General features: G+C 72.8%; 13 protein-coding genes. 11 read left to right on the top strand and 2 right to left on the bottom strand.

Annotated features, from left to right (window positions below):
• The first annotated feature begins 104 nt into the window (after positions 1–104).
• Entirely contained in the window at positions 105–1,205 is a 1,101-nt protein-coding gene (locus BLV05_RS30675; RefSeq protein ID WP_046768819.1) for a substrate-binding domain-containing protein, read from the top strand.
• A 94-nt stretch (positions 1,206–1,299) separates the two neighbouring features.
• On the opposite strand, the gene BLV05_RS36750 is transcribed toward BLV05_RS30675, so the two are convergent.
• Positions 1,300–1,578 (bottom strand): hypothetical protein, encoded by a 279-nt coding sequence (locus BLV05_RS36750; RefSeq protein ID WP_160312742.1) that lies wholly within the window; start codon positions 1,576–1,578, stop codon positions 1,300–1,302.
• Between the two features lie 109 nt (positions 1,579–1,687).
• On the opposite strand from BLV05_RS36750, the gene BLV05_RS30670 reads away from it, so the two are divergent.
• The 10 genes from BLV05_RS30670 to BLV05_RS30625 all read left to right on the top strand — a co-directional run bounded on the left by BLV05_RS30670 (position 1,688) and on the right by BLV05_RS30625 (position 12,736).
• Positions 1,688–3,055, top strand: a complete 1,368-nt coding sequence (locus BLV05_RS30670; protein ID WP_160312743.1) for an Ig-like domain-containing protein — start codon at positions 1,688–1,690, stop codon at positions 3,053–3,055.
• Positions 3,056–3,409: 354 nt separating this feature from the next.
• Positions 3,410–4,198, top strand: coding sequence for a hypothetical protein (locus tag BLV05_RS30665; protein ID WP_046768820.1), 789 nt, complete (start codon positions 3,410–3,412; stop codon positions 4,196–4,198).
• Positions 4,199–4,222: 24 nt separating this feature from the next.
• Positions 4,223–5,317 carry a type 2 periplasmic-binding domain-containing protein gene (locus BLV05_RS30660; protein WP_152690751.1) on the top strand — a complete coding sequence of 365 codons (1,095 nt, stop codon included), beginning with the start codon at positions 4,223–4,225 and terminating at the stop codon, positions 5,315–5,317.
• Between the two features lie 18 nt (positions 5,318–5,335).
• Positions 5,336–5,518 carry a hypothetical protein gene (locus BLV05_RS30655; protein WP_152690752.1) on the top strand — a complete coding sequence of 61 codons (183 nt, stop codon included), beginning with the start codon at positions 5,336–5,338 and terminating at the stop codon, positions 5,516–5,518.
• Positions 5,515–6,642 carry a sortase gene (locus BLV05_RS30650; protein WP_152690753.1) on the top strand — a complete coding sequence of 376 codons (1,128 nt, stop codon included), beginning with the start codon at positions 5,515–5,517 and terminating at the stop codon, positions 6,640–6,642. Before BLV05_RS30655 ends, BLV05_RS30650 begins: the two co-directional genes overlap by 4 nt.
• Positions 6,643–6,669: 27 nt before the next feature.
• Positions 6,670–7,533: a phosphate ABC transporter ATP-binding protein PstB gene (gene pstB / locus BLV05_RS30645; protein ID WP_082155232.1), complete on the top strand. Its 864-nt coding sequence runs from the start codon at positions 6,670–6,672 to the stop codon at positions 7,531–7,533.
• Positions 7,530–8,303 (top strand): lytic transglycosylase domain-containing protein, encoded by a 774-nt coding sequence (locus BLV05_RS30640; protein ID WP_052762466.1) that lies wholly within the window; start codon positions 7,530–7,532, stop codon positions 8,301–8,303. Before pstB ends, BLV05_RS30640 begins: the two co-directional genes overlap by 4 nt.
• Before the next feature lie 2 nt (positions 8,304–8,305).
• Positions 8,306–10,246, top strand: a complete 1,941-nt coding sequence (gene pknB / locus BLV05_RS30635; protein WP_046768822.1) for a Stk1 family PASTA domain-containing Ser/Thr kinase — start codon at positions 8,306–8,308, stop codon at positions 10,244–10,246.
• Positions 10,243–11,514 (top strand): hypothetical protein, encoded by a 1,272-nt coding sequence (locus BLV05_RS30630; protein WP_046768823.1) that lies wholly within the window; start codon positions 10,243–10,245, stop codon positions 11,512–11,514. Before pknB ends, BLV05_RS30630 begins: the two co-directional genes overlap by 4 nt.
• A gap of 100 nt (positions 11,515–11,614) precedes the next feature.
• Positions 11,615–12,736 (top strand): lysylphosphatidylglycerol synthase domain-containing protein, encoded by a 1,122-nt coding sequence (locus tag BLV05_RS30625; RefSeq protein WP_046768824.1) that lies wholly within the window; start codon positions 11,615–11,617, stop codon positions 12,734–12,736.
• 1 nt (position 12,737) lies between these two features.
• Here the strand turns inward: BLV05_RS30625 and BLV05_RS30620 are convergent, their stop codons facing one another.
• Complete coding sequence (locus BLV05_RS30620; RefSeq protein ID WP_046768825.1) at positions 12,738–14,180, bottom strand: MFS transporter; 1,443 nt, start codon at positions 14,178–14,180, stop codon at positions 12,738–12,740.
• Positions 14,181–14,197: the final 17 nt, after the last annotated feature.

Here is a 14,197-nt window from a genome sequence, read left to right as displayed (position 1 = left end):
CTTTACCGAATATATATAGATTGAGTCAATCTAGGACAGCAAGACTGGAGCTGCCTCCAAACAGGAGGCGAGAATCCCTTCCCGAGTCCTGAAAGGGGACACACATGAAGGTCAAGACCTTCGGGAAGACCGCCGCGTTCGGGCTGGCAGCCGCCGCGCTGACGCTCGGCGCGTTCAGCGCTCCGGCCCAGGCCGACCCGCCGCCGGAGGGCGTGCGCGTGGGCGCCGGCTCGGACACCACCCAGGACGTGCTGCAGGGCATCTCCGTCGCGTCCGGTGGTCTGCTGGAGTCGTGGCACGCGTCGCCGAACGTCCACAGCTCCATCACGCCCAAGCCCGGCTTCACGGTCACCCGGCCGAACGGCTCGAGCGAGGGCCGGGACGCGCTGCGTCGCTCGCGCGGCACCAACGTCAACACGCCGTGGGCGACCCAGCCGGTTCCGCTCGGCTCGGACGTCTTCGACTTCGCGCGTTCGTCCAGCGGCCCGGGCACCAACGCCAGCCTGACCGGTCAGCTCGTGTACGTGCCGTTCGCGCTGGACGCCGTCACCACGGCGACCGGCCCGAGCAGCACCATCGACGCTGACCAGTTCACCCTGGCGCAGCTGCGCACGCTCTACCGCGATGGCGCCTCGGTGACGGTCGGCGGCACCACCTACACGCCGGACGTGAACATCACGCTGCTCATCCCGCAGTCCGGCTCGGGCACGCGCCAGTTCTGGGCCGACCAGATGCAGATCAACGCCACCACGCTGCCGGCGTGGGTGCACGACAACATCGGCGGGGCCCCGTTCCAGGAGCACGACGGCTCGCTGCTCGCGGCGAACCCGAATGCGATCGGCCCGTACTCGATCGCCCAATGGATCGCCCAGGGCAACAGCCTGGCCGGCGTGCCGGACCGTCGCAACGGCGCGGACCTGCACAACATCAACGGTGTGGCGCCGTACACCGAGGCCACCCCGGGCAACGAGGTGCTCAACACGGCCTTCCCGATCACCCGGCAGGTCTACAACATCGTGTCCTACGACGAGGTTCGCACCGGCGGCACCGACGCCACCCTGCGCACCGCGTTCAACGGCCCCAACTCCCGTGCGTGCACGGCGACCACCGGCGGCCAGCTGACGATCACGACCTACGGCTTCGGCTCCCTCGGGAGCGGCTGTGGCGCGATCCTCGAGACGCTGCGGGCCTTCCCCAACGGCTGATGCCGGCAACTGAACAGCACTAGCTCCGACGAGGTCGGGCTCGCCCACCAGGCGCGCCCGGCCGCGTCGGAGCATACGAGCACATCTGACCCGATCAAGGATTGAGGAGCCGTTCGATGAGGACTACGACGACCGTGGCGCGGCCCGGTACTCGGTGGATGTTGGCGGTGGCCGCTGCGCTGATGCTGGTGATGGCGTTCGTCGTCGCCGGTCCGTTCGGTGCGGCCGACGCCTCCGAAGAACCCCCTCTGCCGAGGTTGACAGCTGACCCAAGCAGCGGACTGATCGCCGAAGCGACGGTCATCGGGTGGACCAAGCTCACCGCGCCGGAGGCGTGTCCGGACGGCCACATCAGCATGACCGCGGCGGTCATTGCCGATCAGTCCGACCGGACATTCGAAGGCAACGTGACCTACGGGGCGAGTGAGGACGTGGGACCTCCATTTGCCGAGGGGCTCTTCGGGGATCCGTTCGTTGCCTTTGTGTGGGGCTCATTCATCGGTCATCCCGCGTTCCAGGAGCCGGGGAGCTATGAGATCCTGGCGTTCTGTCACACCGACCTTCCGGCGACCAACGCGAACACCGTCGCCGCGTTCTCCGCATGGCTGACATTCAACGATCTCAGCTGGCAGATCACCGCGGAGCCGCCCTCGGCGACGCAGACGAGTGTGACCCTGGATGCCACCGTCGATGACGAGCCGGTCACTGACGTTGAGGCCGGCACCGAGGTCGAGCTCACCGCGACGATGGACCCGTCGGAGGCGACTGGTTCGGTCGAGTTCTTCGACAGCCACCCGGACCTCGACGAGCCCGTGTCGCTCGGCGAGGCCGACGTCTCGTCCGGGACCGCAACGATCGCATTGGACGATCTCGACGCCGGCGAGTACGTCCTGACTGCGGCGTTCAGCCCCGAGGACCCCAACGAGTTCGCCGAGTCGCAGACGGCCGCCGGGATCCCGCTGACCGTGAACGACCCGGCGGCGGTGCAGACCACCACGACGTTGACCGTGGCGCCGGAAAGCCCGGTCGAGGCGGGCGCCGAGGTGACGATGACGGCAACGGTTGCGCCGGGTGAAGCCGCGGGCACGGTGCAGTTCCGGGCCGGCACCGAGACCGTCGGCGAGGCCGTGCCGGTCGAGTCGGGAACCGCGGAGCTGACCACGACGGAGCTGCCCGAGGGCGAGCTGTCGCTGACCGCGTCCTTCTCGCCGACCGACCCGGCGGCGTTCACGGCGTCCACCTCGACCTCGGTGCCGTACACGGTGGGCGACACCGGTCCGCAGGTGACTGCCGTCGACGCGGACGGCAACCCGCTCGGCGACAACCCGGTGCTGCAGGACGGCCAGGTCGTGACGCTCACCGCCCCCGGCTTCCAGGCGGAGGAAGAGGTCACCGTCACGCTCGACGCGGGCACCGACACCGAGGAGGTGCTCGGCGACCCGATCCCGGCCGACGACGAGGGGTCCGTGGTGACGGAGTTCACCGCGACCGCGATGGAGCCGGGTCAGCACCAGCTCGACTTCGCCGGCGCCGGCCAGACGCTCGAGTGGCCGTTCCAGCTGGCCGGCGAGACGGGCGAGGAGAACGGCACCGAGACCGGCGAGGAGAACGGCACCGAGAACGGCGACGACACCGGCGCGGCCGGCGGGACTGACGACGGCACCGCTGGCGCTGCCGGTGGCACCGCCGGCGGGAACGCCAACCCGTCCGGCAACCTCGCGCAGACCGGCGCCTTCATCGTCGGGCCGGCGCTGCTCCTGGGCCTGGCCGCGGTCAGCGCGGGCTACGCGTTCGTCCGCCGCAGCCGACGCGACGAGCTGCTGACCTTCGACGACGCCGCTGGCTCCTGACGGCCGTCCGGGCCACTGAGAGGACATGATGAAGCTCATCACAAGAACGGTCGCCGTCAATCTTTGCGCGGCGGCGCTGGCCGTCGGTGCGCTCAGTGGCCCGGCCCAGGCCGATCCACCGCCGGAGGGGATCCGCGTGGGCGCCGGCTCGGACACCACCCAGGACGTGCTGCAGAGCATCGCGGCTGCGTCCGGCGGCTTATCGAGTCATGGCACGCGTCGCCGAGCATCCACAGCTCCATCACGCCGAAGCCCGGCGTCACCGTCACCCGGCCGAACGGCTCCCTGGAAGGGCTTGCTGCGCTGCGTCGCTCGCGCGGCACCAACGTCAACACCCCGTGGGCGACTCAGCCGGTGCCGCTGGGTGCGGATGCGTTCGACTGGGCGCGTTCGTCCAGTGGCCCGGGCAGCAACGCCAGCTCGACCGGCCAGCTCGTGTACGTGCCGTTCGCGCTGGACGCCGTAGCGATGGCGACGGGTCCGGCAAGCACCATCCCGGCTGACGACTTCACGCTGGCGGATCTGCGCACGCTTTACCGTGACGGCGACTCGGTCACCGTGGGCGGCACGACCTACACGCCGGACGTCAACATCGCACTGCTGATCCCGCAGTCCGGCTCCGGTCTGCGCCAGTTCTGGGCCGACCAGATGCAGATCAGCGCCACCACGCTGCCGGCGTGGGTGCACGACCAGATCGCCACGCTGCCGTTCCAGGAGAACGACGGCACGCTGCTGGAGGGGAACTCGAGGGCGATAGGGCCGTTCTCGGTCGCGTCATGGATCGGCCAGGGGAACGGACTGCCCGGGGTCGTCGACCGCCGGGAAGGCGTCGATCTCCATGCGATCAACCGCATTCAGCCGTACACCGAGGCGACGCCGGGCAACGAGGTGCTCAACCCCGTCTTTCCGGTGACCCGGCAGGTCTACAACGTCGCGGCCTACAACGAGGTCCGCACCGGTGGCACCGACGCCTCGTTGCGCGTCGCGTTCAACGGCCCGACCTCGCGGTCGTGCACCTCGACGACCGAGCATCCGGCCGGGTCGGGGACGTTCGTCTCGACCATCGAGCTTTACGGCTTCGCCTCGCTCGGGAGCGGCTGCGGCGCGGTGCTCGAGTCCCTGCGGGCCTTCCCCAACGGCTGACACCACGAGATTGACGGAGGAGCGATGACAACGAGAAGGTTCGGCCGGAGGGCAGCCGCGGCGTTGGGCCTCGTCGTTCTGGCGACCGGCGCACTGACCGGGTCGGCACATGCCGATCCGCCACCCAACGGTGTGCGGCACGGCGCGGGCGCGGCCATCACCGAGCAGGTGATGCAAGGCATCTCGGAAGCATCCGGTGGCCTGCTGACGTCGTGGCACTCGTTCGGCCCGGACCCGATCGTCGTCAAGGGGATCACGGTGAACCGGCCGAGCGGATCCGTCGAAGGCGTGAACGCCTTGCGCCGCTCGCTGGGCGTCGCCGCACCGGTGCCCCCGGGCGACCAGCACCCGGTACCCGTGGGATCGGACGTCTTCGACTTCGCGCGTTCGTCCAGCGGTCCGGGCACCAACGCCAGCCTGACCGGTCAGCTCGTGTACGTGCCGTTCGCGCTGGACGGCGTGACGACCGCGACCGGTCCGACCAGCGCCATCAACGCTGACCAGTTCACGCTGGACCAGTTGCGCACGCTCTACCGCGACGGAGCTTCCGTGACGGTGGGTGGCACCACCTACACGCCGGACGTGAACATCACGCTGCTGGTTCCGCAGTCCGGCTCGGAGACGCGTCAGCTCTGGGCCGAGCAGATGCAGATCAACGCCACCACGCTGCCGGCGTGGGTGCACGACTCGATCGGCGGCGTGCCGTTCCAGGAGCACGACGGTTCGCTGCTCGGGGCCGACCCGAACGCGATCGGCCCGTACTCGATCGCCCAGTGGATCGCTCAGGGGAACGGGCTGCCCGGCGTTCCGGACCGTCGCAACGGCGCGGACCTGCACAACAACAACGGTGTGGCGCCGTACACCGAGGCCACGCCCGGCAACGAGGTGTTCAACTCGGCGTTCCCGATCACACGGCAGCTCTACAACGTCATGTCGTATAACCAGGTTCGCACGGGCGGCACCGACTCCCTCCTGCGCATCGCGTTCAACGGCGCGAGCTCCCGTGTGTGCACCGCGACCACCAATGGGCAGCCGACGATCACGCTCCACGGCTTCGGCTCGCTGGGAAGTGGCTGCGGCGCGATCCTCGAGACGCTGCGGGCGTTCCCCAACGGCTGACAGGACATGGACGCATCGATGACGAAGAACAGCGAGCGCCGTGCCGCGGGTTCCCTGGAGGACCGCGGCACGACGGCTGTTCACCTGGATGTCCATCTGGCGTTCAAGCGGGCGAAGACATCGGTTCGCGACGCCCTCATGAGCAGCACGCACGGTGACCTGAGCGTCACCGGGCCCGAGATGCGAAAGAGCGGTACATGACGACGCTGATGCCGCCAGGCACCACGGACAGGACCGAGCCGGCCGATCCCGGCCCGGTCCATGGTGGCGCGCCGGAGCCCGAGCGCGTGCCGCCGGTCGCCGCGCCGCCGCCTCCCTCCGTTCCCGGTGACCCGCCCGGGGACGGAGAGGGCGGTGGGCGCGGCGGCGTGCCACCGTCCGGCCAGGCCACCCCACGGCCCGGGCAGCGCAAGCGCACCCGCGTTCCGTCGGCCGCCGCGTACGTCCCGGCCGTGGCGTTGCAGATCCTCGCGATCGTGGCGCTGGGCTTCATCGTGCACGTCGTGCTGTTGTCGCAGATCCAGCACGACCGCGACCAGCAGACCGCGTACGCCGACTTCCGCGCGGACCTCGCCAACGCCGTCGCGCCGGTCGGGCAGCTCGCGCCGCCGGAGCTGCCCGAGGTCGGTCCGCCAGGCGAGGAGACCCAGGAGGAGGCACCCGACCGGCTGATGGCGTTGGGCACCCCGGTCGCTCTGCTGGAGATCCCGGCGCTCGGCGTGAGCGAGGTGGTGTTCGAGGGCACGACGTCCGACGTCATGCGGTCCGGGCCGGGGCACCGGCGCGACACCGTGCTGCCCGGTCAGCAGGGCACCAGCGTGGTCATGGGCCGCCGGACCACCTACGGCGGGCCCTTCAGCCGCATCAACACGTTGAGCGCCGGCGACCAGATCACCGCCGTCACGGGACAGGGCGAACACGTCTACCGCGTCATCGGGGTGCGCCGCGAGGGTGACCCGCTGCCGCAGCCGGCGGCGGAGGGAGAGGGCCGGCTGACCCTGGTCACGTCCGACGGGCGGCCCCTGCTGCCGTCGGGCGTGCTGCGGGTCGACGCCGAGCTGGTGTCGGACGCGCACCCGGCGCCGCCGCGATCGCTGACCACGCCCAGCCTGCCGCTCAGCGAGCAGACCATGGCCACCGACGAAGACGCGTGGTACCCGCTGGTGCTGCTCGGCCAGGGACTGCTGCTGGCGGTCGCCGGCACCGTCTGGGCCCGCAACCGTCTCGGCCACTGGCAGGCCTGGGTGGTCGGCATCCCCGTCATCGCCGCGTTCGGGTTGACGACCGCCGACCAGGTCGCCCGGCTGCTACCGAATCTGCTCTAGAACGACCGACAACGAGAAGGACACCCGATGACCGCACAGGCCGACCACACCACCGCCCTGCCCGCCGTCCACGCGAGCCGTCCGTCGCCGAGTGATGCGGCGCAGAACGTCGCGTCGCTGGCCGGGCTGGACGCGCGGTCGATCTCGGCCTGGTTCGGCACCCACAAGGTGCTGGACCGGGTCTCGCTGTCCATGCGCGCCGGCGAGGTCACGGCGCTGATCGGGCCGTCCGGGTGCGGCAAGTCGACGTTCCTGCGGATCCTCAACCGCATGCACGAGCTGATCCCGTCGGCGTCGCTGGCGGGGGAGGTCATGCTGGACGGGCAGGACATCTACGCGCCGAACCGGCGGCTGACCGACGCGCGGCGGCAGATCGGGATGGTGTTCCAGAAGCCGAACCCGTTCCCGGCGATGTCGATCTACGACAACGTCGTGGCCGGGCTGAAGCTGACCGGGCTGCGCACGTCGAAGCGGAGCCGGGACGACCTCGTCGAGACGTGCCTGACGAAGGCCGGCTTGTGGAAGGAGGTCCGCGACCGCCTCCGCCAGCCCGGCGGCGCGCTCTCCGGCGGCCAGCAGCAGCGTCTGTGCATCGCCCGGTCGCTGGCCATCCAGCCGCGGGTGCTGCTGATGGACGAGCCGTGCTCGGCGCTGGACCCGACGTCGACGCGGCGGATCGAGGAGACGATCGCGGAGCTGGTGTCCGAGGTGACGATCGTCATCGTCACGCACAACATGCAGCAGGCGGCTCGCGTGTCCGACCGGTGCGCGTTCTTCCTCGCCTCGCACGGCACGCCGGGCGTCATCGTCGAGCACGGGCCGACGTCGGTGATGTTCGAGAACCCGCAGGACGAGCGGACCAGCGACTACGTGCACGGGCGGTTCGGGTGACCGGCCCGGGGCGCGGTACGACGATCCTCTCGGCGCTGGCGATCGTCGCCGTCGCCGGGCTGGTCCTCACCGTGTCCCGGACCGTGCCCGACGGCGCCGAGCGGCCGCTGGTCGTCGCCCCGGCGGTGACGGACGGCGTCGTCGGCGAGCCGCCGGCGGACGGCACGCAGGCGGAGGCCGTGGCGGCTGACAACGCGTCGGTCCTGGGCGTCTCGCCGGAGTGGGCGCTCGACGTCGGCGGGCGGACGGGCATCCCGGCCCGCGCGTTGGTCTCGTACGCCGCGGCCGCGCTGCGGCTGGCCGACGAGCAGCCGGAGTGCCGGCTGGGCTGGCCGACGCTGGCCGGCGTCGGCGCCGTCGAGTCGCACCACGGCACGTTCGGCGGCACCCACGTCCGGGAGGACGGCCGCACCGCCGACCCGATCATCGGCATCCCGCTCGACGGCGGCGAGGGGGTCGCGGCCATCGGCGACACCGACGGCGGCGAGCTGGACGGCGACACCGAGTGGGACCGCGCCGTCGGCCCCATGCAGTTCATCCCGTCGACGTGGAGCCGGTGGGGCGCCGACGGGAACGGCGACGGCGTCAGCGACGTCCACAACCTCGACGACGTCGCGCTGGCGGCCGGGCGCTACCTGTGCGCCGACGGCGGCGACCTCAGCGACGGCGCCGACTGGCAGCACGCCGTCCTCACCTACAACCGATCGACGGAGTACGCCGCGAAGGTGCTCGAGACCGCCAACGGCTACGCCCGCGCCAGCTGGAGCTGACCATGACCACCCACGACCTCGCCATCCCGCCGCTGGTCCCGCCGGGCACCGTGCTCGGCGGCCGGTTCGAGGTGGGCGAGATCCTGGGCACGGGCGGATCGGCGACGGTGTTCGCCGGCCGCGACACCCGGCTGGGCCGGCCGGTCGCCGTCAAGGTGTTGCGGCCCGACCTCGCCGCCGACGCCTCGGCGCAGGCGGCGTTCCAGGTCGAGGCGACCGCGGCGGCCATGCTGAGCCACCCGGGCATCGTGACGGTGCACGACGTTGGGTCGGACGAGGTAGAAGGCCCGGCCGGGCGGTCCTTGATCTGTTGGATCGCGATGGAGCGGATCCGCGGCCGGACCGTCCGCACGTTGCTGAGCAGTGGCGCGATGCCGCCGCTGGATCCCGTCGACGCGCTGGAGCTGACGGCGCACGTGCTGGGCGCGCTCGAGCACGCCCACCTGCGCGGCGTCGTGCACCGCGACATCAGCCCGGGCAACGTCATGATCACCGACGACGGCGCGGTCAAGGTGCTCGACTTCGGCATCGCGGCGGTCGGCGAGCAGAGCGGCGAGTCCGAGGTCGTCCACGGCAGCGTCTCCTACGTGTCGCCGGAGCAGGCGCAGGGCCTGCGGGTCGACCGCCGCAGCGACCTGTACGCCGTCGGCTGCCTGCTGTTCGCGCTGGTCACCGGCGGTCCGCCGTACGTCGCCGACGAGGTGCGCGACGTCGCGCTGATGCACGTGACCGCGGTGGTGCCGCTGGCGTCGTCGCGGCTGCCGGGGGTGCCGGCGGTGCTGGACGCGCTGCTGGTGCGGACGCTGGCCAAGCGGCCGGGGGACCGCCCGGCGACGGCGGGCGAGCTGCGCGCCGAGGTGCTCCGGGTGGCCGGCGAGCTGCGGGCCGCCGGGCCGGACCACAGCACCACCCAGGTGATCCCGCGGGTCTCGACGACGACGACGTTCGCGCCGGTGCGGCGCCCGGCCGGCCCGGCGTCGGTGCCGGTCCCGATGGCCCGCGAGCTGGCCGAGCGGCGGCGGCAGGAGCCGGCCCGCATCGTCCAGGCGCAACCGATGGTCGCGCCGCGCCCGCCGGAGCCGCCGGAGCGGCGGTCCGTGCTCTGGCCCGTCACGCTGCTGGTGATGACGCTGGCCGGGCTGGTCGCGCTGCTGCTCTGGCTGTTCGCCGGGCCGGAGCAACCCGCGGCCGCCTCCGTCACCGTCCCCGACGTCGCCGGCCAGACCGCCGAGGCCGCCCAGCAGGCACTGGACACCGCCGGCCTGCGCGACGGCAGCGTCCGGACCGAGCCGCACGACACCGTCGCGGCCGGGCTGGTCGTGCGGACCGACCCGGCGGCGGGCGAGTCGGTGCCCGAGGAGTCCACGGTGCTGATCGTCGTGTCCGGCGGGCCGCAGGCGCGCCCGTCGGTCGCGGTGCCGCAGCTGGACGGCGCCACCCTCGCCGAGGCGCGCGGGCTGCTCGACGGGGCCGGGCTGGCGCTCGGCGAGCTGCGGCGCGAGGACTCCGCGCGGCCCGCGGACACCGTTCTGGCCAGCGACCCCGCCGCGGGGGCGGCGCTCGAGCCGGGCGCCGTCGTCACGCTGACGCTGGCCAGCGGCAACCAGGTGGTCCCCGACGTGACGGGCCTCGGCATCGGCGACGCGCGAGCCCGCGTGCAGGACGCCGGGTTCACCGTCGAGGAGTCGCCGTCCGAGGCGGCCGGCCAGGCGCCCGGGACGGTGCTCGGCGTGCAGCCGGTCGCGGGGACCAGCCTGCGGCTCGGGTCGACGGTGACGCTCGTGGTGGCGGTCGGCCCGCCGCCGACCGAGGAGCCCGACCCGTCGCCGACGGCCTCCGAGACGCCCACGCCGACGGACACGCCGTCGCCCACCCCGACCGGGCCGTCCATCGGCCCGCCCACCGACACCCCCACGGATCCCACCGGAGGTGAGCAGCCGTGAACCGTGCCCTCGGCGCCGTGCTCGCGATCCTGACCGTGGCCGCGGCCGTCGCGTTCTACGTCTCCTCGAACGACCGCCCGCCGCTGCCCGACGTGCCGTCCGCCGCGCATCCGGTGACGGCGCACACCGCCGACGGCGCCGTCGCACCCGTGCCGACGCCGCTGACCGCCGACCCGTCCGCGCCGGACGGGCCGGCAACCGGCGCCGAGACGGGCGGGACGGACGCGCCGGTCCCCGCGCCCACGCCGTCCGGGCCGGCCGCGCCGACGCCCACGCCGTCCACGCCCGCCGAACCACCCGCCGCTCCGCCGGAGACCGAACCCGGCGCGCCGGCCGGGCCGAAGCCGACCGAGCTGTACCTCACCGCGCCCGGGCTCACCGACCCCGGCGCGACCGAGGTGTTCACCGCGACCTGGATCGACACCGACGGCTACGGCGTCGACGGCGTCGTCCTGCTGCAGCGCGCCGAGGGCGCCAGCTGGGTCACCGTCGCCGAGCTGACCACGTCGACCGGCCGGGCCTCGACCAGCGTGACGGTGGCGACGTCGGCGATCTACCGGCTCGCCTACCCCGGCAGCGACGAGCTCGCCCCGCAGGTGTCCGCGGAGGTCGCCGTCATCGCCGAGACGCGGCTGGAGTCGGCGCTGACGCTGTCCGCGGCGCCCGCGCAGGTGGTGGCCGGCGGCGGCTCGGTGCTGACGATCGGCTGGCACAACACCGAGGACGTCCCGATCATCGGCGACGTGCAGGTGCAGGCACTCGTCGACGGCGCGTGGGCCGTGGTGACGACGCTGACGACGTCGGCCGAGGGCGCCGCGACCACCACCGTCGCGCCCACGACGTCCACCGCCTACCGCGCCGTGTACCCGGGCGGCACCCGCTACCTCCCGGTGACCAGCACCGACGTGACGGTGACGGCGATCGAGGCGGCGACGATCCCGGTGGGCTCGTGCGCCACCCAGGCCGAGGTCGACGCGCTGCCGCACGGCGTCGGCTGCCACTACACGTCGGTGGACGCCGGCGTGTTCGTCGTCGGACACGACTTCCTCGGCAACGCCTGGTGGAACGAGCTGCCGATGCAGTCGTACGTGCAGCTCACCGGCGAGCAGGCCGGTCTGTACGAGGTCGTCGACCGGGTGATCGCGCCGGGCCGGGCGTCGCAGCTCGGGCCGGCCGAGCAGTGGACCTGCGGCGACCGGTGCGACGTGATCCTGCAGACCTGCCTCGGCGAGAACACCGGTTTCACCTGGCTCCGGCGCGTCGGCTGACGAACTTTCCGTGTCAAGTGCGCTGGTGAGAGGGCGAATCGATGCCAGTTGTACGCCTCTACTACAGACTATGGACGTTTCGGTAGGTCACTATAGGGACGTGGCGATCGAGGAACGGACCACCACACAGGCCCGGCGGCGTGCGATGTTCGGCAGCACTCGCCGGGTTGTCGGTCTCTTGGCCGTGCTCGCGATCCTGGTGGTCGTGGGCCTCGTCATCCTGCCCTCGGTACTTCCCAACCTCATCTCGGCGATGCGCAGCAACCCGTGGGTGCCGCTGCTGGTCGCGGTCTTCTGGATCCTCGCGACGACGGCGTCCATCGCCGGCAAGCGGGCCATCGCGGCCGGCTACCTGACGTGGTCCGGCGCGGCGACGGCGCACATCGGCGGCACGGTGGCCAACCGGGTCGTCCCGGCCGGCGTCGGTGCCGCCGGGGTGTTCGGCGCGGCCCTGTGCCGCGGCGGCGCCTCGCACACGGCGGCCGCGGGCGTCATCGCGCTGTGGGCGGTGGCGGGCGCGCTGGCGCACGGCTCCGGGCTGCTGCTCGGCGTCGCCTGGCTGCGCGAGGGCTGGAGCGGGCTGCTCACCGTCGTCGTGGTGGCGACGCTGGTGGTGGTCGTGGTGCGGCTGCTGGTCCGCCGGCTGGCCGCTCGGCGCGCCGCCCGCGCGGTGCCCGACCCGGTGCCGGTGACGGTGCTGCCGGCCGAGCAGACCAAGCTGCAGCGGGTGCGGGCGACGGCACGCGACGTCGTGGCATCGGTGCGGGCCCGGCCGATCCTGGCGCTCGCCGCGCTGGGCGCCCAGCTGACCGCCGCGGCCTGCCTGGCGACCGGCTTCGCGCTGGCCGCGGCCGGCTTCGGCGTCGAGATCAGCATCGGCGTCGGCATGGCCGCGTACCTCGCCGGCACCGCGCTGTCCGCCGCCACCCCGACCCCGGCCGGCATAGGCTCGGCCGAGACCGCGCTGATCGGCGCCCTCATGCTGGCTGGCGCCGGCCTCGGTGAGGCGCTGCCGGTGGTGTTCCTCTTCCGCGCCGTCATCCTGGTCGCCCCGGTCGTGGCGGCGGCCGTCATGGCGGCGGCGTGGCTGTTCGTCCGGCTGCTGGCCGCGGCTCGCGCCCGCCGGCGCACCGCACGCATGCCGCACGTCCCGCACCCCCTGCTGCCCGCCGTCGTCCTGGCCATCGAGCCGGCCCCGGCCCCCGACGCCGCCGCCCCCTGACTCACACCGGGTCCGCGCGGCGCTGGCTGCGGAACGTCAGGGCCACCAGTACCGCCGTCGCCGCGATCAGCGCGCCCGCCACGAACGCGTCCGTCATGCCGGCCACCAGCACCTGGTCCGGCGCCGCGCCCGCCGCGGCCGCGTCGCGGGAGCTCGCGCCGAAGACCGTCACCAGGATCGCCAGTCCCAGCGTGGCGCCGGCCTGCTGCATCGTCTGCAGCACGCCGCCGGCCGCACCCGCGTCGGCGGGCGGGACGCTGGTCATGACGACGACGTTCAGCGGCGCGATCGCGAGCCCCATGCCGAGGCCCATGAGCAGCATCGACGGCAGCAGCCCGGCGGCGTAGGCGCTGTCCACGTCCAAGCGGCTCAACAGCGCGATGCCGGTGCTCATCAGCACCGCGCCGGTCAGCGCCAGCGGCTTCGGTCCGAACCGGGGCAGCAGAACGGCGATGAAGCGTGTCGTCGTGAACAGCACCAGCGCCATCGGCAGGAACGCGACGCCGGTGGCCAGCGCGCCGTAGCCGTGCACGTCCTGCAGGTACTGGGTGAGAAAGAAGAACATCGACATGCCGGCCATCGGGCCGAGCAGGAAGTTGACGAACGCCGCCGCGCGGTTGCGGTCGGCGAACAGCCGCAGCGGCAGCAGCGGCTCCGCCGTCCGCGCCTCCACCAGCAGGAACGTCGCCAGCAGGACGACGCCGGCCACGAGCGAGCCGGCGGTGAGTCCGTCGCCCCAGCCGTCCGAGGCCGCGCGGATGAAGCCGTAGACCAGCGCCGCGATGCCGGCCGACCCCGTCGCCGCGCCGAGCAGGTCCAGTCGCGCCGGGTGCCGGGCCGGCTCGGGCACGTACAGCAGCGCCAGCACGACGATCAGCGCGCCGACCGGCACGTTGATGAACAGCACCGACCGCCACGACAGCCACTCGGTGAGCAGCCCGCCGGCGATCAGGCCGACCGCGAACCCGGCGCTGGCCATGCCGGAGAACAGCGCGAGCGCCCGCATGCGCGCCCGTGGGTCGGTGAACGACGTCGCCAGCAGCGCGAGCGTGCTCGGGCCGGCCATCGCCGCGCCCAGACCCTGCGCGATGCGGGCGGCGACCAGCGTCGCCGGGGAGTCCGCGAACCCGCCGGCCAGCGAGGCGACGGTGAACACGGTGACGCCGGCGATCAGCAGCCGCCGCCGTCCGAGCAGGTCGCCGGCGCGGCCGCCGAGCAGCAGCAGGCCGCCGAAGACCAGCGTGTACGAGCTCATCACCCACGACAGCCCGGTGGCCGAGAAGCCGAGGTCGTCGCGGATGCGGGGGAGCGCCACGTTCATCACCGTGACGTCGAGGATGATCATCAACTGGCAGGTCAGCAGTGCGGTGAGCACCAGTCCGGGCCGGTGCGGCCCGGTCGTGGGCTCGGCGGTGCTGGGGGCGAGCAGGGTGGATCCAGGCACGAAGATGCTCCCGGGAT

This window comes from Jiangella alkaliphila (assembly GCF_900105925.1).
Classification (GTDB): Bacteria; Actinomycetota; Actinomycetes; order Jiangellales; family Jiangellaceae; genus Jiangella; species Jiangella alkaliphila.
This window is presented reverse-complemented; position numbering and strand designations above follow the sequence as displayed.